Below are 21,229 nucleotides of genomic sequence, written 5' to 3'. Positions count from 1 at the left end.
TCGGCTGAAATAAGGACATTGCAAGACGGCGACCAAAGCGCAAATTACGGGCTCTGGCCCTAATCGGTCAGCTCATCCCAAATGCCTTTAACCTTATCAAAAAAGCCCCTGGATTGCGGGCATTCTTCGCCGGTTTCGGTTTCTCTAAATTCACACAGCAACTCTTTTTGCCGTGCCGTTAATTTGGTCGGTGTTTCAACATCAATTTGGATGACCATATCCCCGCGCCCACGCCCCTGCAAAACCGGCATGCCAGCGCCGCGTTGACGCAATTGCTTGCCCGATTGAATACCAGCAGGGATGGCAACGACATGTTTTTGACCGTCCAGTCCGGGGATTTCAATCTCACCGCCCAATGCGGCCTTGGTGAAGCTGATCGGCGCACGGCAGAATAATGTCGTACCATCTCGCTCAAACATCCGGTGGCGCGATACATGGATAAAAATATACAGATCACCCGGTGCAGCTCCGCGCGGTCCGGCTTCCCCTTTTCCAGCAACGCGGATCCGTGTGCCTTCGTCGACTCCCGGCGGTACTTCGATGCTGATCGCCTTGCGTTCATCAACGCGTCCTTCACCGCGGCATTTGCGGCAAGGATGCTCAATCACTTCCCCACGGCCATGACAGGTGGGGCAAGTGCGCTCAACAACGAAAAAGCCTTGCTGTGCGCGAACCTTTCCATGTCCCGAACACATTCCGCAGGTGCGCGATCCCGATCCCGATGCCGCGCCCGACCCGCTGCAATCGCCGCATTGAACCGCGACATCGATGGCGATTTCGGCGGTTTTGCCGTGAAACGCTTCATCTAGCCCGATTTCCATATCATAGCGCAAATCGGCCCCGCGCGCAGGACCGCGCCCGCGGCCACCGCCCGCGCCGCCACCGAAAAAGCTTTCGAATATATCAGCAAAATCACCAAAGCCCTGCGCACCAGTTCCGCCGCCAAAACCGCCGGCACCGCCATTTTCAAAGGCCGCTTTACCATATTGATCATAGGCAGCGCGCTTTTGCGGATCTTTCAGGCAATCATAAGCCTGGCTGACGGCTTTGAACTTTGCTTCTGCCTCTGCATCGCCGGGATTGCGATCCGGGTGGCATTGCATGGCGATACGGCGGTAAGCCGATTTCAGCGTTTTATCGTCGGCTGTTCTTTCGACTTCAAGCAGCTCATAATAGTCTATATCAAGACTCATGACCGATTGTCCCCATTTTTGTGGCCGTCACCCAGCTTTTCAGGCGGGTGACGGCGAATAGTCACATTCAGTCTTTTTTAGCTTCGGCGTCTTCATCGACTTCCGAAAATTCTGCGTCAACGACATTATCATCAGCAGGAGCGGCTTCCGCTTCCCCTTCGCCAGATGCTGCTTTGGCTTGCTCTTCTTTATAAATCGCTTCACCCAGCTTCATGGCCACTTGCGCCAATGCCGCTGCTTTTTCGGTCATTGCATCGGCATCGTCGCTTTCAATCGCCGTTTTGGTTTCGGCAACAGCGGCTTCGATTTCACCTTTCAAACCAGCGTCAATTTTGTCGCCATGTTCTTCCAGTTGCTTCTCCGTGGTGTGGACCAGACTCTCGGCGTTATTCTTCGCCTCTGCCGATGCCCGACGCTTTTTATCTTCTTCGGCAAATTTCTCCGCATCTTGGACCATTTGATCAATATCCGCATCGGACAATCCGCCCGAGGCCTGAATTTTGATCTGCTGCTCTTTGCCGGTGCCCTTGTCCTTTGCTGTCACGCTAACGAGGCCGTTTGCGTCAATGTCGAAAGTCACCTCAATCTGCGGAACACCGCGCGGCGCAGGCGGAATGCCAACAAGGTCGAAATTGCCAAGCAGCTTGTTATCCGCCGCCATTTCACGCTCGCCTTGGAATACGCGGATGGTAACAGCATTCTGGTTATCATCGGCCGTCGAATAAACTTGGCTCTTCTTCGTCGGGATCGTCGTGTTGCGGTCAATCATACGCGTGAATACGCCGCCCAATGTCTCAATTCCCAGCGAAAGCGGAGTGACATCCAGCAACAGCACGTCTTTCACGTCGCCCTGCAACACACCAGCTTGAATAGCCGCGCCCATGGCAACCACTTCATCCGGGTTCACACCGGTATGCGGTTCTTTGCCAAAGAAATTTTTCACAACTTCGCGCACTTTAGGCATACGGGTCATGCCGCCGACCATGACGACCTCATCAATATCCGCTGCTTTCACGCCGGCATCCGCGATTGCTTTCTTGCACGGCTCCAACGTCCGCTTGATCAAATCTTCGACCAGCTTTTCAAGGTCTGCACGGGTGATATTTTTCACCAAATGCTTAGGCCCATTTTGGTCAGCAGTAATGAAAGGCAGGTTAACCTCTGTCGATTGCGCAGAGGACAGCTCAATCTTGGCCTTTTCCGATGCTTCTTTCAAACGCTGCAGCGCCAATTTATCTTTGGTAAGATCAATGCTCTCTGCTTTTTGGAAATCCGAAGCCAAAAACTCGACCAGTTTGCTGTCAAAATCTTCTCCGCCTAGGAAAGTGTCGCCGTTGGTCGATTTTACTTCAAAAACGCCATCACCAACTTCCAAGATAGAAATATCGAATGTACCGCCGCCAAGGTCATAAACCGCGATAGTTTTATTCTCATCTTTATCAAGGCCATAAGCCAGCGCCGCCGCAGTCGGTTCGTTGATAATGCGCAGCACTTCTAAGCCCGCGATCTGACCAGCATCCTTCGTCGCTTGCCGCTGGGCATCGTTAAAATAGGCAGGCACAGTGATAACGGCCTGCGTCACTGTTTCACCCAAATAGCTTTCCGCTGTTTCCTTCATTTTCTGCAGGGTGAATGCGGAAATTTGTGATGGCGAATATTTCTCACCACCGGCTTCGACCCACGCATCGCCATTTTTGCCTTTGACGATATTATAGGGCACCAGCTCCATATCTTTTTTCGTCATCGGATCGTCAAACCGGCGACCGATTAGGCGCTTTACCGCGAAAATTGTGCTTTCTGGATTGGTCACCGCTTGCCGTTTGGCAGGCTGCCCGATCAGGCGCTCACCATCTTTTGCAAAAGCGACGATTGACGGCGTAGTGCGCGCGCCTTCCGCATTTTCGATAACCTTGGGCTTGCCGCCGTCCATTACTGCAACGCAGCTGTTGGTTGTTCCCAAATCAATGCCAATAACTTTAGCCATTTATATCTTACCCCGATATTTCATATTAAAAACAATAACTCCCTTCGCCAAGCCAGCCCATCAGGCACCGACTTGATCCCAGGACATGAGCAATTATCAGCCCATGTTTCAACGGCGATATAGGAGACAAATTCCTTGGCACAAGAGATTGGGCTTCCTAGATAGAATAAAAATGCGGATATGCCCCTTTTTTGGACAAGGATGAAAAGGCCTAAGATGATGTATAAAAACAGGAAGATGAAATTGGCAATTGCGGCAGCGTTGGCGATGTCTTTGGCAGGATGCGGCGATCCCCCTAAATTGCGTGTTGATGAGGCTGTGTTGGTCCTCTCGCCGGTTGATAGCAACCCGTCCGCTTTATATTTCACCGTTCATGGCGGGACAGAGGATGTGAAGCTATTGCGCGTGGTGTCGCCGTCAATCATCCGTTCGGAAATACATGAAAGCGGCAAAGACCCGAAAACCGGCGCAATGACAATGGCCCCACTGAACAATGTTCCCGTCGCCGCCCGGTCAAAGGTCGAATTTAAGCGCGGCGGAAAACATGTCATGGTTTGGGGCGTAAACCTTCGTGCCCGCCGTTTGGGTGAAATGGAAACCGAATATATATTCTCCAACGGCGACAGGATATTGGTTGATGCCGTTGTTCAGGAAGCAGACGGCACAATACCGGATGAACGCAAGAAAGTTACCTGATCCATGTTCGGAGCCCATCCAACGGGAAGGCCGCTGACACAGCGGGAAGTCGCACTTGTCCAGTCGATTTTCAAAGATGCCATCGACTTTGGAAAAGTGCGAATACACAAACGCAAATGGTGGTGGTTCCAACCCCGTCGAATCACGATGGCCCCCGATGGCCATTTGTGGTTCCATCCCAAGGGTGATTTATTCTGCGATGATTTTTGCGATCAGCGATTATCGTTGCAAGGGCTGTTCATCCATGAAATGGTCCATGTGTGGCAGCATCAAAAAGGCATATTCCTGCCGCTGAAACGGCATCCCTTTTGCCGTTATGACTACAGTCTGAAACCGGGTTGGAGACTGGAACAATATGGCATTGAGCAACAGGCCGAAATCGTGAAGCATATTTTCCTATTGCGTCAGGGTGTCGCAGTCGCAGGCGCACCGCCGCTATCGCAATATGAGGGCATATTGCCTTTTTGATGGCCCGGATTTACGCGGGCAACAACCCTAAACGTGCCCGCATTGTCCACCGGATCAGGATCAGCACGGCAACTATTCCTAATCCTGTGGCAAGACCAGTCCAAATACCAACGCCCTGCCACCCAGCGGAAAATGCTAGCCAAGCGCCTACACCAATGCCGACAACCCAGTAACCAAAACCGGCAATAACCATTGGCATCCGGGTGTCATGCAGCCCGCGCAGCATCCCCTGCCCAACCACCTGCGCCCCGTCCACTATCTGAAACAATGCTGCAACCGCGAGGAATTGCACCGCCAACATAGCGACGTTAGGGTTGGCAGCGGCGTCTTGTAAAAATATCGATATCAGCTGCTGCGGGAAAATCCATAATAAAGCCGCCATGACGGTCATAAAACCGGTGCCCAGGACAAAGCTGGTCCACCCCGCGCGGCGGATCATTGCTGCGTCTTTACGGCCATATCCAATGCCCACGCGCACCGTCGCCGCCTGCCCCAAACCCATGGGCACCATGAAGGATAAAGACGCGATTTGCAGCGCGATAGCATGGGCGGCCACAGCCTCAACGCTGATCAAACCCATCAACATCACGGCGACCGAAAAAACGCCGCCTTCCAGCCCAAATGATATCCCAATAGGAAGCCCCAATCGCCACATTTCCCTAAAGCGGGGCCAATCGCTGCGCCACCAACGGCCAAATAAGCGGTAGCGGCGGAAATCCTTATGCCGGGATATAACAAGGATCATGCATAGAAACATGAAGCTATTGGCCAGAATACTGCCAATCCCCGCGCCTACGACCCCAAGCGCTGGCGCGCCAAATTCACCGAATATCAAAGCGTAGTTGAATATCGCATTGGCAATGACCCCGGCAATTCCAATAATCAGGGACCAAATAGGTTTTTCGAGCGCAGAAAGGAAATTACGAGCCGCGAGTGTCCATAAAAATGGCAGGATCGACCACATATAGGCGCGTACATAATCCTGCGCCAACGCCGCCAGCTGCGGCTTTTGCCCCAATAGCAGCAGCAGGTCGCCGCTGTTCCATAATATTGCCCATATCGGGATACAGATGATCAGCGCCGTCCATAAAGATTGCCGGAATGTGCGCCTGACATCACGCACGCTATTGGGTTTGCGGCCAATTTCGCTGGCCATCATCGGCGAGGCGGCGGTTATCAAGCCCATCGAAAATATCGACAACAACATGGCCAGGTTAAACCCAAGCGAGGCCGACGCAAGCTGAGTTGGACCAAGCCAGCCGATCATCAAAACATCGGTCGCCCCAATCAATGCCATAGTGACATTGGTGCATACAAGCGGCCACGCGAGGCGGATCGTGGCCGCCAGTTCATGGCTCCACGCTTGCCGAGGATGATAAGGAAGAGCGGGTGGCTGCATAGACGGCGGGTAGCTGTTCAGCGGCAACCCATCAATCACAAACTGTCAGTCCGCCTGCGCGTTACCATTTTTCACTTGCCGCTCCCTAAATAGAAGCGCAATGCGCGATTTTTCAGATGAAAGGCTCCAGCCCGATGGATGCACCGACCCGAATTCAGGAAAATTTGACGGCAAAGATCGAACGCCGAATGCTGAATTGGCTATGCGCGCGCCTGCCCATGTGGGTGACACCCGATTTGTTGACCAGCATCGGTTTTACAGGCGCAGTGATGGCCGCATTGGGTTATGCGCTCAGCAATTTTGCGCCCGAATGGTTGTTCCTGACCCTGATCGGTTTTTCTCTAAATTGGTTCGGCGATTCGCTCGATGGCAGCATCGCCCGCTACCGCAAGATTGAACGGCCCAACTATGGGTATTTTATTGACCATAGCCTTGATGCGCTTGCCAATGGATTATTGATCATGGGCATGGGTTTGAGCCCCTATATGCGCATGGATACAGCGCTTGCGGGACTGGCAGGCTATTTACTGCTATCAATTCACACGTTCATTTCGGCCAAGATATTCGGCGTAATGCGCCTGACCTATTTTGGCGGAGGACCGACAGAGGTGCGGCTCATCCTAATGGCCATGACTCTCGCCATGTATTTCTATGGCACCGACACAGCAATCAGCTGGCCCATTGCGCAACAACAATTTTCGCCTTTCGACATATTCGCGGTTGGATTGGGGTCTTTATTGGCCATGATATTTGTATTCCACACGATAAAGACCGGCCGCTATCTGTTTGGCAAGGGCGGATAAACTGCTACCGTAATCAGAGATTTGTTAACCGTTTTACACTAGCATTCTGTTTATGAATATGCAGACAAAAATTGTGGCGGTCATAGACTTTTCAGCCTGTTATCACAGCTTACATGACCTACCATATAGGGCGATTGTGCCGATCAAGCTGCACTCAGATGGCGGCCCGATGTTGTATCAGGTAGCGGGCAGCAGTGCCGGCGCTTGCGGAGCGGAAAAAGCCTTGCGCAGCGCCATGAAAATTCATGGCGGCAACTGTTTCTATTGCAACAAGGCTATGAAGGGTGAGCCATCGCTTGATTGGACACTCGATCATGTTGAGCCAACGGTACTTGGCGGGAAATCGGATCTGTTCAATTTGGTAATCGCTTGCAAACCATGCAACAACAAAAAAGGGCATCAGCCAATCGATGCCTTTAACCCCAAAGCGGGAAAAAAGTGGCTTAGCAGTTTGAAAACGCAGATTGACGCAAGATTGGCAAAGCTACCGAAATAATGGCCTAATCGGGCTTCTTCGCGACACCCACCATGGCTGGACGCAGCAGGCGGTCTTTAATCATATATCCGGCCTGCATTTCCGCCACAATGGTACCGGGCTCGGCATCCGCACTCGGTATTTCGACCATCGCCTGATGCTGATTGGGGTCAAGCGGCAGGCCCATAGCGGCTATCCGGGTAATCCCGTTTTTGGTGAAGACGCTTTCGAGCTCGCGCCCCGTGGCTTCAAGGCCGATGACCAGCCCTTTCATCTTTTCATCTTCGCGCAACTCGGCCGGGATCGATTCCAGCGCGCGGCTCAAATTATCGGATACCGACAATATATCACGGGCAAAGCCGGTCGCGGCATAAGCGCGTGCGTCGGCGATTTCTTTTTCCATGCGGCGGCGAACATTTTGCGTATCGGCTTTTGCATATAGGATCTCTTGCTGCGCTTCGGCGAGTTTATTCTCCAACTCGGCAATGCGCTCGGCGTCACCCTCGGTTGCTTCTGCCTCTTCGCTGCCTTCGTCCAACAAATGCTCTGGAACGCCTTCCAATTCCTTTTCAACTGCTTCATCTACTGGTTTAGATTTTTTATCGGTCATAGCCCCAATTTCATTCTGATTATTGGCCCGCACGGTGGGACCCAGTTGTTTCGTCTGAAGCGCATATAAGCGCTCATGCTATTTCATCAAGCGGCTAAGCGTTTGTGCGGTAAAATCGACCATGGGCACGATCCGGGCATAATTTAACCGCGTAGGCCCTATAACGCCGACCACGCCGACCACCTGCCCGCCTTCGTCGCGGTAGGGCGATGCGATGACCGACGAGCCCGAGAGCGAGAAGAGGTTATTTTCTGCGCCGATGAATATGCGGGTCGATGTCGCATCGCGGGCGCTATCAACCAACTTGGCGATTTCCTCTTTATTTTCCAATTCATCCAGTAATTGCCGAACACGGTCCAAATCGACCGCCGCGCTTTCATCGAGCAGGTTGGACTGCCCTTTCACAATCATCACCGGCCGTTCATTGGCATCAAGCGTCCACATGGCAAGGCCCCGCCGAATAAGGTTGGCGCTCGCTTTATCCAGCGCCGCCTTTTCGACGCGGATTTCGCTATCCAGCCGTTTCATCGCGTCGGCAAGCGTCAGACCGGAAAGCCGCGCCGTGATATAATTTGCGGCCTCATTCAAACTGCTGTCGGTTATGGCCGGCGATATATCAACAAGCCGGTTTTCCACGCTGCCATCACCGCCGACCAATATTGCCAACGCCTGCACCGGCGAAAGGCGCACAAAGCTGAATTGCTTCAACACGGCCTCGCGGCGCGGAACGATGACCAGCCCCGCGCAAGCCGACAGCCCCGACAAAACCGAAGTCGCCGCCGCCAAGGCCTCTTCAATTGGCCCCTCGCCCTGTATCTGCGATTCAATCGCGCGCTGTTCCTCGGCGCTTGGCTCTGCGGTTTGCATAATCCCGTCAACGAAAAGCCGCAGACCGATTTCAGTAGGCATTCGCCCCGCACTGGTATGCGGCGCGGCCAGCAGGCCCAGCTCCTCTAAATCCTGCATGACATTGCGGATGGATGCAGGCGACAGGTTGAGCCCGCCAAATTTACTCCCCGCTTTGCTAAGCGTGCGGCTACCAACCGGCGCGCCGCTTTCCAAATAGCTTTCCACCACCATCCGGAAAATCGTGCGGGTGCGGTCATTCAATTCGGTGATGGGGGGATTGGTCATAGCAGAAATATCTAGCGCACAGCAGTTGCAATGCAAGCCTATCTGTCTATGTCGAGTTTCCCATCATCAGGAGAATCAATTATGCGTCCATCCGGCCGCGCGCCAGATCAAATGCGCGCTCTCACCATCGAAACAGGCTTTACGAAACACGCAGAGGGCTCCTGCTTGATCAGCTGCGGCGACACGCGGGTGCTGGTTACGGCCAGTGTCGAAGACCGGCTTCCACCTTGGATGCGCGGCAAGGGTGAAGGCTGGGTCACGGGCGAATATTCGATGCTGCCCCGCTCCACCCATACCCGCAGCCAACGGGAAGCCGCACGGGGCAAGCAATCTGGCCGGACGCAGGAAATTCAGCGGCTGATTGGCCGATCTTTGCGGGCTGTTGTCGACATGAAAAAACTTGGCGAGCATCAGATTACGCTCGATTGTGACGTCATACAGGCCGATGGCGGCACGCGCACTGCGTCTATTTCCGGCGCATGGGTGGCGATGCGCCTCGCGGTTAATGGCTTGCTCGCGTCGGGCGCGATCAAAGAAGACCCGATTACCGCACATGTCGCCGCGATTAGCTGCGGCATATATAATGGCACCCCGGTGCTCGACCTTGACTATGATGAAGATAGCGCGGCCGATGCCGACGCCAATTTCGTTTTGATCGAAGGCGGCAAGATCGCCGAAGTGCAAGCAACCGCCGAAGGCGCAACCTATGACGAGGAAGGCTTGCTGCGCCTGCTGCGCCTCGCGCGCATGGGATGCGACGATATATTCAAGGCGCAGGCGGCCGCAATAAAGTGACGTCCCGCAAACTCGCCTCCGGCAGGCTGATTATCGCCACGCACAATAAGGGCAAGTTGGCCGAGATTGACGCGCTGCTCGCACCCTATGGCATGGCAACCGAGGCAGCGGGCGATCTCGGACTGGCCGAGCCTGAGGAAACGGGTAGCAGCTTTGCCGAAAACGCCCTCATCAAAGCGCGTGCGGCTTGTGATGCCACGGGCTGCGTATCGCTCGCCGATGATAGCGGGCTTTGCGTGGCCGCGCTTGGCGGGGCGCCTGGCGTATGGACAGCCGATTGGGCCGAGCGGAACCCGGTCGAAGCGGATGCACTGGGCGGTCCGGGGCGCGACTGGTATCTCGCCATGGGCAAGGTCGAAGGAAAACTCGCTGAATTGGGGGCAGACGTGGACCGCAGTGCCTATTTCATATCCACCCTCGCGTTGGTTTGGCCTGATGGACATCATGAGATTTTCGAAGGCAAGGCGCACGGAACGCTCAGCTGGCCGCCGCGAGGGACATTGGGATTTGGTTATGACCCTGTCTTTGTTCCGACCGGCGAAACGCACACCTATGCGCAGCTGGGGCCGGATTATAAGCTGAAACAAGACCACAGGGCGGCTGCATTTGCCAAATTGGTGGCGGCGGTTTTCTAACCGCAGGACGCGGCTTGGGGTCCGGACCCTAAAACACCCTCTGGCCAATAAAGTTACCGGGCGGGCTATAGCGGCATACCAAAACGTCGCGCTGGCTATTGCTGGCAATCCCGCAGCCGATTTTCGTCGTGCTGCGCCATATAATCTGCGTATAATGACCGACATCTCGCCAATTGCCCGTGGTGCTGACATCGGGGAACACGCCCGCCTGGAAAAAGCGTTTTTCGTTTATCCAACCATCCGCCATCTGCTGAAACGAAAATGCGCCCGCGGTTCCCGCCCATAAATTCTCGCCCTGATTGGGGCGCGAGGCATTGCTACTATGTTCAAATCGGCCATTGGCGATCAGCACCTGCGCATAGGCAAGCGCGGCGGCGCTAAGGTCTGGATCGATTTTTACAGGACCAACCCCGACCTCCGCCCGGGCATCATTATGCGCTTTGAGCATGGCCGATGCCAGCGCATCATTTGCAGGAGCCGGAGTGGCTGTTGAAGTTGGCGGCGGTGGAGGAGGAGGAGGAGGTGGCGGTGGTGGAGGCGGCGCAACCGGAGGTGCCGCCGGAAGCGATACCGCCGGAGCAACGGGCCCGGAGCTGGCCGAACCACCGCCGCAGCCTGTAGCTAGTAATATGATTGTTCCTTGCGCGATTAACGCCGCATATTTACAGGTCCGCCGATGCTCCATAATCCATCCTCCGCTATTGCGACCAAAGCAAATGACCGAGGCGGGTTAGCGCTCTACATTCATTGGCCATTTTGCGTTTCCAAATGCCCTTATTGCGATTTTAACAGCCATGTGCGCAGCGACATTGATGTTGACGATTGGCGCAGTGCGCTCATTTTTGACTTGAGACATGAACATCAAGTTAATCCCGCACCCACGATCGGATCGATCTTTTTTGGCGGAGGCACTCCATCGCTAATGCCCCCTCAACTCGTCGCAGATTTGATTGCTCAGGCGGATGATTTATGGGGTTTGTCCCCGCAATGCGACATCACACTGGAAGCAAATCCGTCGTCTGTCGAAGCTGCGCGTTTTTCCGAATTGGCGCTGGCCGGAGTTAATCGCATTTCATTGGGATTACAGTCCCTTGATGATCAAAGCTTACGCTTTTTGGGCCGCGCCCACAGCGTCGATGAAAGCTTGGTCGCACTCGATATTGCACAGCAGAATTTTGCCCGTATGAGCTTTGACTTAATCTATGCACGGCCCGGCCAATCCATCGACGCGTGGGAAAGCGAACTCACCCGGGCAATCCGTTTCGGCACCGGTCATTTGTCGCTGTATCAATTGACAATTGAACCGGGGACACAGTTTGAAACGCTGGTCCGCACCGGTAAATTAACCCCGGCCGATGATGACCATTGCGCCGATCTGTTTGAGATAACCCGGCAAATAACGACGGCGGCAGGGATACCGGCCTATGAAATCAGTAACCATGCCCGCGCCGGTCAGGAAAGCCAGCATAACTTGACCTATTGGCGGTATCAGGATTATGTCGGCATTGGTCCCGGCGCGCATGGGCGCAGGGGCGGCATGGCGACACAGCGTCACAAAAAACCGGAAAATTTCCTCGCCGCCATCACGCGCAATGGCCATGGCCTGCAAGAGGAACGGCTGTTGCCGCCGCAGGAACAAGCGGTCGAGGCGCTGCTAATGGGCCTGCGCCTTGCTGAAGGGATAGCGCCTGATGAAATGGCCGCACGTTTTGGCCTATCCGTCTGGCAGATGCTCGACAAGGCCGCAATTGGCCGCCTATCCCGGCTGGGTTTGTTGCGTGCGGAGGGCAGCCGGCTGCATGTAACGGCGAAAGGAATGCCGCTGCTCGATGCGATCCTGCCGGAAATTGTCGCGGTGACGGCGGGGTGATGGTGCGCGAACTCGACAATAGACTTATCAGCGCCTAGGCTGATCACATGAATGCGTTGATCGCCGAATATCGCAGCCACCTTGCCGATAGCCGCCGGCAATCGGGTGCAACCGTGCGAGCCTATACCGCGACCGCACAGCGGCTATTGCTGTTCCTTCAGGGGCATTTTGGTGAGACCGCCGACCGAGGCATATTGGCCAAGGTTACCGCTGGCGATTTGCGCGCATTTCTGGCCGATAGGCGGGGCGATGGCCTGACCAACCGGTCAACGGCAAGAGAGCTGTCGGCGGTCCGCAATTTCCTGCGCTTCGCTCTGGGCGACGACGCCGCCATCCCTGCCATAAAAGGTCCGCGCACACAGCGCAGCCTGCCGCGCCCGATTGCGCCCGACGACGTGCTGGCAATGGCGGATGATATTGCCGAAACCGCCCGCGAAAGCTGGATCGGTGCGCGCGATTGGGCCGTGCTGCTGCTCCTGTATGGCAGCGGCCTTCGGATCAGCGAGGCAACCGGCCTGAGCGGGGATATATTACCGCTGTCCGATACGCTGCGCGTGACCGGAAAACGCGGCAAGACCCGGATTGTCCCCTTATTGCCGCAAGTGCGCGATGCGATTGAAGCCTATCTCGCCGCCTGCCCGCATCCGACCGCAAAGGACCAATCCCTGTTTCGCGGCGCTCGTGGCGGGCCGCTCTCCCCCGCCTTAATCCGCCGAGCGGTACAAGGCGCACGCAGGCGCATGGGACTGCACGACAGCGCGACCCCCCACGCGCTGCGCCACAGCTTTGCCACGCATTTGCTGGCGGGCGGCGCAGATTTGCGCAGTTTGCAGGAATTGCTCGGCCATGCGAGTTTAAGCTCAACGCAGGTTTATACAGGTGTTGATACAGCGATGCTGCTGGATGAGTATTTGAATGCCCATCCGAGGGCATAAATTCCTCTCCTTTGGGAGAGGATACGCAGCCTTGGCAGCATTTCTCAAACTCCTCTCCCGTTGTGAGAGGCAAGCGGAGCTTGTGGACTTGTCCACTAGCGTAGCTCGGTGAGGGGTTCAGCTCTCCCGAAAGCAAACAACCCCTCACCCACTGCGACTAGGCGGCAGGCCGCCTAGTCTCGTTGCCCTCTCCCACAGGGAGAGGTGTGGTTAAGGTCCAGAAAAATATGCGAAGACTAAAAGAGCAATAAAGATTAGCCAAAGCGACATGGTCAATTTAGCGAAATGATTTGAGAGATTCTGAAGTGCTTCCAATACCTCGCCATGTCTTCTGGCCTCTTGAGCTTCGGAATGGACTGCTTCTTCGAAATCCAGTCGGTTACTCTCAACATCTTCATCTGTGGAATCTTCCAAACTGCCCTTTGTCCAACTTATGTTCGCCTTCGTGATCGGTAAACTTCCTTTGCCGTCCCAATGCACATTTGTTTCAGTCCAACCGCTGTCGATTGATTGTGGAGGGAATTTTACAGTAATGTTCAGCTTAAAGTCTGGCTTCTCGAAAGACAGGATTTGCTTCACTAGAAGAGCGTAATTTTCTTTTCCAAGCCCTATCCAAGCGTAGACATCTCCAGTTTCTGAATTGCCAAACTCAGAATCGTAAGGTTCATGATACGATAGGAAACCGGGATATTTTTCGCCATCATGGTTCTCGGCACATTTATCAAACCAATCGCTGTCCACTTCAAAAATTTGCAGAAAAATTGGTATTTGATACAGATCCCTACCAGTCTGCTTCTCAAACTCCTCAACAGACTTATCCCTACGTTTGTAGCGAGGGATCGGCACATCATGAACGTCATTGCCTAACCTAATAAATCCGTCATCGATCCAGCTGGACGCATAGGAACATTTTGTGTGAATTTTTCGGGAATTCAATCGATCATGCTCTGCTGCGCCTAAGACCAAATCACATCCGACAAGTTTGAGTGATATTGAAACTTCTCTCAGCATTTCAGCTATTTCAGGTTTGGTTTCCTTTCTCATCACCCCAACCGCCCCGCACACGCATCCCAGATCGCGCTTGCCGTATCCGTCCCGTTAAACCGGTCGATGGCGACAATCCCGGTGGGTGATGTCACGTTAATTTCGGTTAGCCATTCGCCGCCGATCACGTCGATACCTACGAAAATTAAGCCGAGTTCTTTGAGCCTTGGTCCCATCGCCGCGCAGATTTCTTCCTCGCGCTGGGTGAGCTGGGCTGCTTCTGCGCTGCCGCCGACGGCAAGATTGCTCCGAAATTCGCCTTCCCCTGGACGGCGGTTGATCGCGCCTGCGACCTCGCCATCGACCAACACGATCCGCTTGTCGCCCTTCGCCACGTCGGGAAGGAAAGGCTGCACCATATGCGGTTCGGGCCATGTGCCGTTGAACACTTCAAACAAAGCGCCCAAATTGCTGCCATCGGCCTCAATCTTAAAGATTGCCTTGCCGCCATTGCCGTGCAGCGGTTTAACGACGACCGCGCCATGTTGCCGCTGAAAATCGCGCACCTGGTCGGCTGACCGGGTGATCAATGTGGGCGGCATGAAATGGCGATAATCAAGCACCATCACTTTCTCTGGCGCATTGCGCACGCTGACCGGATTATTGACCACTAAAGTTTCGTCCGCAATCCGTTCGAGCAAATGTGTCGCGGTGATATAGCCGACGTGAAAGGGCGGATCCTGACGCATCATCACAACATCAATATCGCGGCCCAGATCAATCCGCTTTGCCTCGCCAAATCGGTAATGATCGCCCTCCACACGCTGCACATCATATACGGGCCGCGCCAGCGCGGTCAGCCGGTCATGCGCATCGAGGGTCAGCGTGCCGACATCATAATGCCAGATGGCATAGCCGCGTTCCTGCGCGCTCAGCATCAAGGCAAAGCTGCTGTCGCCATGAATGTTGACGCCGTTCATCGGGTCCATTTGGAATGCAGTATTGAAGGTCATTTCTTATCTTTCCATTAGCAGCTTAGCGGCCAGTCGTTATCGCTCCTTATGTCGGCAAATTGCGCAAGCCACAAGCGCGGGGTGCGCGCGCCGCTATGCTAACCCATGCCGTCCCAGACATTGACCAAATGACGCGGCAGCCGCCACGGAGCAATGAGTATGACATCTATGCGGATATTCTCTGCGCCTTTGCCATATTGGCCAATCATCGCTTCCGCCGCCGCCGCCACGCGCCGCAACCGCCATGCGTCAATGGCGGTGGCAAGGTCGGCATCCTTTACCCGGGCCTTTACCTCAATAAAGGCAAGGGTTTTCCCTCGCCGCGCGACGATGTCCACCTCCCCCCGGGGATTGCGCACGCGCTGCGCGACTATTCGCCAACCGTGCAGGCGCAGCCACCATGCCGCTATCGCTTCGGCGCGGCGGCCGCGCTTTTCGGCAGCCTTGCGGGCGCCCTCTGGGCGTTTAACGGGTGACGGCATGGCTGCTATGCACCTGATTTCATAGCAGTAGCCCGCGCATACAGGGCCTTGCGGTCGAGCCCGAAGCGGCGAGCAATTTCCGCTGCCGCCTTAGCCGCTGGAAGGCGCAGCAACGCTTCCGCCAGCGCCGCTTCGGCATCACCGCTTTCCGCTGCCGCAGCTTCAGCCGGTGGGCCGACCATCAGGACGATTTCCCCCTTGGGCTGATCGGCGGCGTAACGCTCGGCGAGGTCGGCCAACGAACCCGTAACAACCTCTTCAAATTTCTTTGTTAATTCCCGCGCCACCGCAGCTTTGCGATCACCCAGACCGGACGCCAGCGCCGCTAGCGCTGCGCCAAGCCGAGGACCGCTTTCGTAAAAAACCAATGTCGCATCGACGGTGCGGTATCGTTCGATCGCATCGGCCCGCGCTTTCTCTTTATTCGGCAGGAACCCGGCAAATAGAAACACATCGGTAGGCAGGCCGGATATGGACAAAGCAGCGATGGCCGCGCTGGGCCCCGGCGCAGTGCTGACATAGATGCCTTGCTCCCGCGCGGCTCGGACCAGCTTATATCCGGGGTCAGAGATCAGCGGGGTGCCAGCATCGGAAACCAGAACAACGATCCCGGCGCGCGCCTGTTCCAATAACCTGTCGCGGTCATCGGCGCTGCTATGGTCGTTATAGCGCCTCATTTTTTTCTTCAGGCCCAAATGATGAAGCAGCTTTCCCGTGACCCGGCTATCCTCCACGGCGACAATATCGGCCGCAGCCAAAAGCTGCACTGCGCGCTGTGACAAATCTGCAAGGTTGCCGATTGGGGTGGCAACGATATAAAGACCTGAGTCGAATGCCGAAAACGGCTGGGGATTATCGAGTGAGGACAAAGTCATGACAGCAATCTTTGCAGCAACATCTGCCGCTCCGCAAGAGCGGGTATCAGGCTTTGCCCGCGCGGTAAAAAGAGTTGCGGCGCTCTCCGCCTTGGCTTTGCTGGCTGCTTGCCAATCGGTAGTGCCAAAGGGCGGCAATGTCCCTGTGGCCGGACCAAAGCCGGATCCGATCGTCATTCCCGCCGATGGCCGGCATCAGGTTGCGTTACTGTTGCCCATCACTGGCCCTGACGGCGATGTTGGGCAATCCATCGCCAATGCCGCCGCGCTGGCCATGACCGACACAAACAGCACGACAAAAATCAACCTGAAAACCTATGACACCGCGCTCGGCGTCGCGGCAGCGGCGCAGCAGGCGGTTGCGGATGGTAATAAGCTGATCCTTGGCCCGTTGCGCGGGGATAATGTCGTTACTGCCGCCGATATTGCCCGCACCAAAAATGTTCCAATCATAAGCTTTTCCAACGATATCGGCGTGGCCGGACGCAATGTATATGTGCTCGGCCATTTGCCTAGTCAGTCGGTTGACCGGATTGTCCGTTTTGCAAAGGCAAAGGGGAAAAACCGTTTCGGCGCGATTGTCAGCAACAATGTCTATGGCCAGCGGGCCAGTTCCAACCTGACCATTTCGGTTCGTGATGCGGGCGGAGTGCTCGTAAATGTTCAACAGGCCGATGATTCGCAGGCATCGATTGATGCCGCAGTCGCTCGGTTAAAAGCGGAAGGTCCGGTTGACGCCATTTTAATCGGCGGCACCGGCGGATGGGCCCGCATGGTCGCCCCGTCTTTGAAACGCAGCCGGGTCAATGCGCAGATTTTGGGCACGGAGCTATGGAATATTGATAGCCGCTTGGCGAGCAGCGCCGATATGCGGGGCGCATGGTTTGCCAGCGTCGCGGATGGTTATTACCGGCAGTTTGCCGAAAAATACCGGACCAGATACGGCAAAGCACCGCTGCGCCTATCGAGCCTGGGATATGACGCGATATTGCTGACCAGCCGCGTTTCACAGGAATGGCAATTGGGCACGACTTTCCCGATTACCAATTTAATCGATCCGGGCGGCTTTATCGGCATTGACGGCGCTTTCCGCTTTAGCGGCAATGGTCTGTCCGAACGTATGCTGGAGGTGCAGGAAGTGCGAGCGGGCCAATTCACCGTTATCGAAGCCGCACCAGGCGCATTTGCAAAATAATCATCGCAATCGGCTGCTAAAACCATTGGCCTCCGTTTACGCTTGATTCAGCGTTTGGCGGTAAATGCTCAGCATGGCGTGGAACTGGCAAACAGGGTTTTTCCCGAACGATAAATTCGAACAGTTGGAGCAAGGGCAGAAGGCCAAACTGGCTCGGTGGTTCAGCGATGATCGCGAAATGCTGGTCTATTATGATCGGAATGGCCATGCGCTGCCAATAACACGTGCAGAGCAAGACATTTGGCTGGCCGATGCGAACCATATAGTCGAGCGTTATGTCGCAGAAGAGACATTGGTCGTAAGCGACTTGATGCTGTCGATGATTGTAACCTTTTTTGTGACAATATTTTTGTGCACAATGTTGGAACTGAACATGTTTTTAACTGTCACTATGCCGATGGCAATTGGCGTATATGTTGCGAGCCAACCCTATTTGAGGTTCAGACAAAGCTGCAACGCCTTGCGCGGCAAAATTGAACAAAAACTACAATTTCGAGATCCGGTTGGCGAAATGGTCGCTAAGCGGGAAAACATATTTCGCCATTTTCATATTTGGGGGTTTGTTATACTCTTAATCATTGTCGGCGTTATCATGGTTGCTGAGCCGCAGATGCAAGGACCGCTGCCCGCAATCCTAATCCTGATATTCATCCCGATATATGTTTTCGTCTTCTTAAACATGAAGCTAGGCGAAAAAGTGGACAAGAAACATATCGCGCGAACCGGCAAATGGTTCCGCGATTGGTTTTAGGGTCAGGACCTAGGCCTTCGGTTTAAGCTGCTTTACGCTGTTTATTCAATTTTTTCAGGACCATTTGCCGTTTCAACCGGCTGAGATGGTCGATGAACAATATGCCTTCCAAATGGTCCATTTCATGTTGAAGGCAAGTCGCCATCAACCCGTCCATTTCCTCTTCATGGGTTTTGCCGTCCAAATCCTGCCAACGGGCGCGGATTTTTGCGGGGCGGTCCACCTCAGCATATTGATCGGGCACCGACAGACAGCCTTCATTATAGCTGGCCATATCTTCGGACGGATCGAGGATTTCGGGATTGATGAAGATACGGGGATCGCGGACCACGTCATGATCGTGATTGCAATGTTCGCCATGTTCATGATCATGCGGTGCCGGTTCCTGAAGGTCAATGACCAGCACGCGTTTCGGCACGCCCACTTGGATCGCAGCAAGGCCGATGCCCGGCGCGTCATACATGGTTTCAAACATATCCTCGACCAGCTTGCGCAGATCGGCGTTAAATTCGGTCACCGGCTGCGATATGGTTTTCAATCGTGGGTCGGGGACTTCTAAAATCGGTAAAATAGCCATAGCGGTAATTTAGGCAATATCGCCCCTATTTACAACCAAAACTGCTGGGTAAATTCTACCCCACGGGCCGCCTGGCACGCAGCGCCTGTGCCAGCGTCCCGTCGTCGAGATAATCAAGCTCTCCGCCCACTGGCACACCGTGTGCCAGCTGTGTCAGGCGTATTGGGTAGCTTTCCAACCGCTCGGCCAGATAATGAGCGGTCGTCTGTCCCTCCAATGTTGCATTCATTGCGAGCACGACTTCATCAATCCCGCCGGCCGCAACACGGGTGACCAATGCGTCGATATTCAAATCTTCTGGCCGCACGCCATCGAGCGCCGACAATTTTCCGCCCAGCACATGAAAAGTCCCCGGAAATAAACGCGACCGTTCCAGCGCCCAAAGATCCGACACATCCTCAATCACACAGATTGACCGGCTGTCGCGGCGCGGGTCAGCGCAAATGCCGCAGGGGGTCACGGTATCAATATTGCCGCAATTTTCGCACGTCACCAGCCGTTCGTTGACATTTTCGAGTGCGCGGAGCAGCGGCTGCATCACGCTTTCGCGTTTTTTCATCAAATGCAGCACCACTCGCCGCGCAGACCGGGGGCCAAGCCCGGGAAGTTTTGATAATGCCTGCGCCAATGCGTCTATTTCTTGCGATGCCATGACGACATCATTAGGGCGCTTTGCAACAAAGGAAAAGACATATGCGCATCGCCTTTATGGGAACACCGGAATTTGCCGTGCCGACGCTTAACGCGCTGGCGGCGGCGGGGCATGACATTGCCGCCGTCTATTCTCAGCCGCCACGCCGGGCTGGCCGGGGAAAGAAGCTATCCCCTTCGCCGGTCCACGCCCGCGCCGAACAGCTTGGGATCGAACTGCGCACGCCCGTGTCGCTTAAGGGCGCGGAAGAGCAGGCCGCTTTTGCTGCGCTCAACCTCGATATTGCGGTGGTCGCCGCTTATGGATTGATCCTGCCGCAACCGGTGCTGGATGCGCCGGCCCATGGCTGCCTGAACGTCCATGGTTCGCTGCTGCCACGCTGGCGCGGTGCGGCGCCGGTGCAGCGGGCGATATTGGCCGGAGACCAAGAAACCGGCGTGATGGTGATGCAGATGGAGGCAGGGCTGGATACTGGTGGCGTGCGCGCCGCTGCGACGACGCCGATTGCCCGTAAGACCAGCAGCGAGCTAACGCAGGAGCTTGCCGCTATGGGCGCGGATTTGATGGTGCAGGTTTTGGCCGACCTTCCTGCATACCCGGCACAGCCGCAACCAAGCGAAGGCGTGACCTATGCCTCGAAAATTGACAAGTCCGAAACGAGACTGAATTTCGGGCAGGATGCCAGTGCAGTCGAGCGTCAAGTGCGCGCTTTTTATCCGAGCGCCTGGTTCGAATATGACGGACAGCGATACCGGATATTGAAATGCGATGTCACCGAAATAGCACAGGAGCTTGGCCCCGAAGGCATGGTCATGGACGACCGATTGACGATTGCTTGTAAAAGTGGGGCGATCCATCCTCAGCTGATCCAGCGTGCGGGCAAGCCTGCTATGTCCATCGGAGAGTTTCTGAAAGGCAATAAAATTCCGGCCGGAGTGCTGCTTTAATGCCGCGTTTTGCTTTGACGATTGAATATGATGGCGGCCCCTATGCCGGGTGGCAGCGTCAGGATAATGCGCCGACGGTGCAGGGTGAAATTGAAAAAGCGCTGCGTAAAACCTGCGGCACGGATATTCCGGTTTATTCGGCAGGGCGCACCGACGCCGGGGTTCATGCGCTTGCGATGCGCGGGCATTTCGATCTCGATACGCATTTGACCGGCTTCCGTCTGGCAGGCGCCCTCAATGCCCATTTGCGTCCAGCCCCGATTGCCATCCGCGCCTGTGAGATTGTCGATGATGAATGGCATAGCCGGTTTAGCTGCACCGGCCGCGCCTATGAATATCATATCGTCAACCGTCGCGCACCATTGGCGCTGGAAAAGGGAAAGGCATGGCAAATCCCCTTTCCGCTGGACAGCGATGCGATGCATGAAGCCGCGCAGTTGCTTACCGGACTGCATGACTTCACCACTTTTCGGTCGACTGAATGCCAATCGGACAGCCCGATCAAAACGCTCGACCGGTTGGACGTGCGGCGCGACGGGGAGCGGGTGATTGTCGAGGCCGCAGCGCGCAGCTTTCTGCATCATCAGGTGCGCTCTATGGTCGGCTGTCTCGCGCTGGTCGGCCGGGGTAAATGGAGCGCGGTAGACCTGCAAAACGCATTGGACGCAAAGGACCGTGCACGATTGGGCCATAATGCCCCGCCCGACGGATTATATTTTGTCGATGCCGTCTATCCGCAGGGTTAGGGAAATCTTG

24 protein-coding genes are annotated in these 21,229 nt (G+C 55.2%); 12 read left to right on the top strand and 12 right to left on the bottom strand.

Annotated features, from left to right (window positions below; all coding sequences use genetic code 11):
• Positions 1 to 59: 59 nt before the first annotated feature.
• Positions 60 to 1,193, bottom strand: coding sequence for a molecular chaperone DnaJ (dnaJ, locus tag ACFOWX_RS04660; protein ID WP_381421800.1), 1,134 nt, complete (start codon positions 1,191 to 1,193; stop codon positions 60 to 62).
• 67 nt (positions 1,194 to 1,260) lie between these two features.
• Positions 1,261 to 3,177: a molecular chaperone DnaK gene (gene dnaK, locus ACFOWX_RS04655; protein WP_381421798.1), complete on the bottom strand. Its 1,917-nt coding sequence runs from the start codon at positions 3,175 to 3,177 to the stop codon at positions 1,261 to 1,263.
• Between the two features lie 237 nt (positions 3,178 to 3,414).
• Here dnaK and ACFOWX_RS04650 point away from each other — a divergent pair, with 237 nt between their 5' ends.
• Positions 3,415 to 3,873 carry a copper chaperone PCu(A)C gene (locus ACFOWX_RS04650; protein WP_381421797.1) on the top strand — a complete coding sequence of 153 codons (459 nt, stop codon included), beginning with the start codon at positions 3,415 to 3,417 and terminating at the stop codon, positions 3,871 to 3,873.
• Positions 3,874 to 3,876: 3 nt separating this feature from the next.
• Complete coding sequence (locus tag ACFOWX_RS04645; RefSeq protein ID WP_381421795.1) at positions 3,877 to 4,341, top strand: vgr related protein; 465 nt, start codon at positions 3,877 to 3,879, stop codon at positions 4,339 to 4,341.
• 10 nt (positions 4,342 to 4,351) lie between these two features.
• Here the strand turns inward: ACFOWX_RS04645 and ACFOWX_RS04640 are convergent, their stop codons facing one another.
• A complete protein-coding gene (locus ACFOWX_RS04640) occupies positions 4,352 to 5,740 on the bottom strand; it encodes an MATE family efflux transporter (protein ID WP_381424910.1) in 1,389 nt (462 codons plus the stop codon).
• Between the two features lie 134 nt (positions 5,741 to 5,874).
• Between ACFOWX_RS04640 and ACFOWX_RS04635 the strand changes: the two genes are divergently transcribed.
• Positions 5,875 to 6,543 carry a CDP-alcohol phosphatidyltransferase family protein gene (locus tag ACFOWX_RS04635; RefSeq protein WP_381421793.1) on the top strand — a complete coding sequence of 223 codons (669 nt, stop codon included), beginning with the start codon at positions 5,875 to 5,877 and terminating at the stop codon, positions 6,541 to 6,543.
• Between the two features lie 169 nt (positions 6,544 to 6,712).
• Positions 6,713 to 7,039, top strand: coding sequence for an HNH endonuclease (locus ACFOWX_RS04630; protein ID WP_381421791.1), 327 nt, complete (start codon positions 6,713 to 6,715; stop codon positions 7,037 to 7,039).
• Between the two features lie 4 nt (positions 7,040 to 7,043).
• On the opposite strand, the gene grpE is transcribed toward ACFOWX_RS04630, so the two are convergent.
• Both grpE and hrcA read right to left on the bottom strand, forming a co-directional pair.
• Complete coding sequence (gene grpE / locus ACFOWX_RS04625; RefSeq protein WP_381421789.1) at positions 7,044 to 7,628, bottom strand: nucleotide exchange factor GrpE; 585 nt, start codon at positions 7,626 to 7,628, stop codon at positions 7,044 to 7,046.
• Positions 7,629 to 7,706: 78 nt separating this feature from the next.
• Positions 7,707 to 8,762, bottom strand: coding sequence for a heat-inducible transcriptional repressor HrcA (gene hrcA, locus ACFOWX_RS04620; RefSeq protein WP_381421787.1), 1,056 nt, complete (start codon positions 8,760 to 8,762; stop codon positions 7,707 to 7,709).
• Positions 8,763 to 8,843: 81 nt separating this feature from the next.
• Here hrcA and rph point away from each other — a divergent pair, with 81 nt between their 5' ends.
• Together rph and ACFOWX_RS04610 are read left to right on the top strand one after the other, a co-directional pair.
• Positions 8,844 to 9,557, top strand: a complete 714-nt coding sequence (gene rph, locus ACFOWX_RS04615) for a ribonuclease PH (RefSeq protein ID WP_381421785.1) — start codon at positions 8,844 to 8,846, stop codon at positions 9,555 to 9,557.
• Entirely contained in the window at positions 9,515 to 10,192 is a 678-nt protein-coding gene (locus tag ACFOWX_RS04610; RefSeq protein ID WP_381421783.1) for a non-canonical purine NTP pyrophosphatase, read from the top strand. Before rph ends, ACFOWX_RS04610 begins: the two co-directional genes overlap by 43 nt.
• Before the next feature lie 28 nt (positions 10,193 to 10,220).
• On the opposite strand, the gene ACFOWX_RS04605 is transcribed toward ACFOWX_RS04610, so the two are convergent.
• Positions 10,221 to 10,877 (bottom strand): CAP domain-containing protein, encoded by a 657-nt coding sequence (locus ACFOWX_RS04605; protein ID WP_381421781.1) that lies wholly within the window; start codon positions 10,875 to 10,877, stop codon positions 10,221 to 10,223.
• Between ACFOWX_RS04605 and hemW the strand changes: the two genes are divergently transcribed.
• Both hemW and ACFOWX_RS04595 read left to right on the top strand, forming a co-directional pair.
• Complete coding sequence (hemW, locus tag ACFOWX_RS04600; RefSeq protein WP_381421779.1) at positions 10,869 to 12,062, top strand: radical SAM family heme chaperone HemW; 1,194 nt, start codon at positions 10,869 to 10,871, stop codon at positions 12,060 to 12,062. The two genes, ACFOWX_RS04605 and hemW, sit on opposite strands and share 9 nt — an antisense overlap.
• Positions 12,063 to 12,109: 47 nt before the next feature.
• Positions 12,110 to 12,997, top strand: a complete 888-nt coding sequence (locus tag ACFOWX_RS04595) for a tyrosine recombinase XerC (RefSeq protein ID WP_381421777.1) — start codon at positions 12,110 to 12,112, stop codon at positions 12,995 to 12,997.
• 210 nt (positions 12,998 to 13,207) lie between these two features.
• Here the strand turns inward: ACFOWX_RS04595 and ACFOWX_RS04590 are convergent, their stop codons facing one another.
• The 4 genes from ACFOWX_RS04590 to rsmI all read right to left on the bottom strand — a co-directional run bounded on the left by ACFOWX_RS04590 (position 13,208) and on the right by rsmI (position 16,351).
• Positions 13,208 to 14,041 carry a hypothetical protein gene (locus tag ACFOWX_RS04590; RefSeq protein ID WP_381421775.1) on the bottom strand — a complete coding sequence of 278 codons (834 nt, stop codon included), beginning with the start codon at positions 14,039 to 14,041 and terminating at the stop codon, positions 13,208 to 13,210.
• Complete coding sequence (gene gshB / locus ACFOWX_RS04585) at positions 14,041 to 14,994, bottom strand: glutathione synthase (protein WP_381421773.1); 954 nt, start codon at positions 14,992 to 14,994, stop codon at positions 14,041 to 14,043. The genes ACFOWX_RS04590 and gshB overlap by 1 nt, the downstream gene beginning before the upstream one ends.
• A 98-nt stretch (positions 14,995 to 15,092) precedes the next feature.
• On the bottom strand, positions 15,093 to 15,476 hold the full coding sequence (locus ACFOWX_RS04580) for a YraN family protein (RefSeq protein WP_381421771.1): 384 nt from the start codon (positions 15,474 to 15,476) through the stop codon (positions 15,093 to 15,095).
• Positions 15,477 to 15,481: 5 nt separating this feature from the next.
• Positions 15,482 to 16,351: a 16S rRNA (cytidine(1402)-2'-O)-methyltransferase gene (gene rsmI / locus ACFOWX_RS04575; protein WP_381421769.1), complete on the bottom strand. Its 870-nt coding sequence runs from the start codon at positions 16,349 to 16,351 to the stop codon at positions 15,482 to 15,484.
• Here rsmI and ACFOWX_RS04570 point away from each other — a divergent pair.
• Both ACFOWX_RS04570 and ACFOWX_RS04565 read left to right on the top strand, forming a co-directional pair.
• Complete coding sequence (locus tag ACFOWX_RS04570) at positions 16,350 to 17,546, top strand: penicillin-binding protein activator (RefSeq protein ID WP_381421767.1); 1,197 nt, start codon at positions 16,350 to 16,352, stop codon at positions 17,544 to 17,546. The two genes, rsmI and ACFOWX_RS04570, sit on opposite strands and share 2 nt — an antisense overlap.
• A gap of 73 nt (positions 17,547 to 17,619) precedes the next feature.
• The gene (locus ACFOWX_RS04565) at positions 17,620 to 18,297 is read left to right on the top strand and encodes a hypothetical protein (protein ID WP_381421765.1); all 678 of its coding nucleotides are present in this window, start codon (positions 17,620 to 17,622) and stop codon (positions 18,295 to 18,297) included.
• 22 nt (positions 18,298 to 18,319) lie between these two features.
• Here the strand turns inward: ACFOWX_RS04565 and def are convergent, their stop codons facing one another.
• Together def and recR are read right to left on the bottom strand one after the other, a co-directional pair.
• Positions 18,320 to 18,874, bottom strand: coding sequence for a peptide deformylase (def, locus tag ACFOWX_RS04560; protein ID WP_381421763.1), 555 nt, complete (start codon positions 18,872 to 18,874; stop codon positions 18,320 to 18,322).
• 55 nt (positions 18,875 to 18,929) lie between these two features.
• Entirely contained in the window at positions 18,930 to 19,526 is a 597-nt protein-coding gene (recR, locus tag ACFOWX_RS04555) for a recombination mediator RecR (protein WP_381421762.1), read from the bottom strand.
• A 41-nt stretch (positions 19,527 to 19,567) separates the two neighbouring features.
• On the opposite strand from recR, the gene fmt reads away from it, so the two are divergent.
• Positions 19,568 to 20,473, top strand: coding sequence for a methionyl-tRNA formyltransferase (gene fmt / locus ACFOWX_RS04550; RefSeq protein WP_381421760.1), 906 nt, complete (start codon positions 19,568 to 19,570; stop codon positions 20,471 to 20,473).
• Positions 20,473 to 21,219 carry a tRNA pseudouridine(38-40) synthase TruA gene (truA, locus tag ACFOWX_RS04545; RefSeq protein ID WP_381421758.1) on the top strand — a complete coding sequence of 249 codons (747 nt, stop codon included), beginning with the start codon at positions 20,473 to 20,475 and terminating at the stop codon, positions 21,217 to 21,219. Before fmt ends, truA begins: the two co-directional genes overlap by 1 nt.
• Positions 21,220 to 21,229: the final 10 nt, after the last annotated feature.

This window comes from Sphingorhabdus arenilitoris, assembly GCF_042651485.1.
Lineage (GTDB): Bacteria > Pseudomonadota > Alphaproteobacteria > Sphingomonadales > Sphingomonadaceae > Sphingorhabdus_B > Sphingorhabdus_B arenilitoris.
Note: the sequence above shows the minus strand (reverse complement) of the source record. Positions and strands in the feature narration are given on the sequence as shown.

Bases quoted from the DNA above. Each gene is read 5' to 3' on its own strand.
- dnaK (WP_381421798.1), bottom strand. From the start codon at position 3,177: ATGGCTAAAGTTATTGGCATTGATTTGGGAACAACCAACAGCTGCGTT.
- fmt (WP_381421760.1), top strand. From the start codon at position 19,568: ATGCGCATCGCCTTTATGGGAACACCGGAATTTGCCGTGCCGACGCTT.
- recR (WP_381421762.1), bottom strand. From the start codon at position 19,526: ATGGCATCGCAAGAAATAGACGCATTGGCGCAGGCATTATCAAAACTT.
- ACFOWX_RS04650 (WP_381421797.1), top strand. From the start codon at position 3,415: ATGAAATTGGCAATTGCGGCAGCGTTGGCGATGTCTTTGGCAGGATGC.
- rph (WP_381421785.1), top strand. From the start codon at position 8,844: ATGCGTCCATCCGGCCGCGCGCCAGATCAAATGCGCGCTCTCACCATC.
- grpE (WP_381421789.1), bottom strand. From the start codon at position 7,628: ATGACCGATAAAAAATCTAAACCAGTAGATGAAGCAGTTGAAAAGGAA.
- ACFOWX_RS04590 (WP_381421775.1), bottom strand. From the start codon at position 14,041: ATGAGAAAGGAAACCAAACCTGAAATAGCTGAAATGCTGAGAGAAGTT.
- ACFOWX_RS04630 (WP_381421791.1), top strand. From the start codon at position 6,713: ATGTTGTATCAGGTAGCGGGCAGCAGTGCCGGCGCTTGCGGAGCGGAA.
- rsmI (WP_381421769.1), bottom strand. From the start codon at position 16,351: ATGACTTTGTCCTCACTCGATAATCCCCAGCCGTTTTCGGCATTCGAC.
- ACFOWX_RS04610 (WP_381421783.1), top strand. From the start codon at position 9,515: ATGCGACGATATATTCAAGGCGCAGGCGGCCGCAATAAAGTGACGTCC.
- hemW (WP_381421779.1), top strand. From the start codon at position 10,869: ATGCTCCATAATCCATCCTCCGCTATTGCGACCAAAGCAAATGACCGA.
- ACFOWX_RS04640 (WP_381424910.1), bottom strand. From the start codon at position 5,740: ATGCAGCCACCCGCTCTTCCTTATCATCCTCGGCAAGCGTGGAGCCAT.
- ACFOWX_RS04570 (WP_381421767.1), top strand. From the start codon at position 16,350: ATGACAGCAATCTTTGCAGCAACATCTGCCGCTCCGCAAGAGCGGGTA.
- ACFOWX_RS04605 (WP_381421781.1), bottom strand. From the start codon at position 10,877: ATGGAGCATCGGCGGACCTGTAAATATGCGGCGTTAATCGCGCAAGGA.
- truA (WP_381421758.1), top strand. From the start codon at position 20,473: ATGCCGCGTTTTGCTTTGACGATTGAATATGATGGCGGCCCCTATGCC.
- ACFOWX_RS04595 (WP_381421777.1), top strand. From the start codon at position 12,110: ATGAATGCGTTGATCGCCGAATATCGCAGCCACCTTGCCGATAGCCGC.
- ACFOWX_RS04580 (WP_381421771.1), bottom strand. From the start codon at position 15,476: ATGCCGTCACCCGTTAAACGCCCAGAGGGCGCCCGCAAGGCTGCCGAA.
- ACFOWX_RS04635 (WP_381421793.1), top strand. From the start codon at position 5,875: ATGGATGCACCGACCCGAATTCAGGAAAATTTGACGGCAAAGATCGAA.
- ACFOWX_RS04565 (WP_381421765.1), top strand. From the start codon at position 17,620: ATGGCGTGGAACTGGCAAACAGGGTTTTTCCCGAACGATAAATTCGAA.
- gshB (WP_381421773.1), bottom strand. From the start codon at position 14,994: ATGACCTTCAATACTGCATTCCAAATGGACCCGATGAACGGCGTCAAC.
- ACFOWX_RS04645 (WP_381421795.1), top strand. From the start codon at position 3,877: ATGTTCGGAGCCCATCCAACGGGAAGGCCGCTGACACAGCGGGAAGTC.
- dnaJ (WP_381421800.1), bottom strand. From the start codon at position 1,193: ATGAGTCTTGATATAGACTATTATGAGCTGCTTGAAGTCGAAAGAACA.
- hrcA (WP_381421787.1), bottom strand. From the start codon at position 8,762: ATGACCAATCCCCCCATCACCGAATTGAATGACCGCACCCGCACGATT.
- def (WP_381421763.1), bottom strand. From the start codon at position 18,874: ATGGCTATTTTACCGATTTTAGAAGTCCCCGACCCACGATTGAAAACC.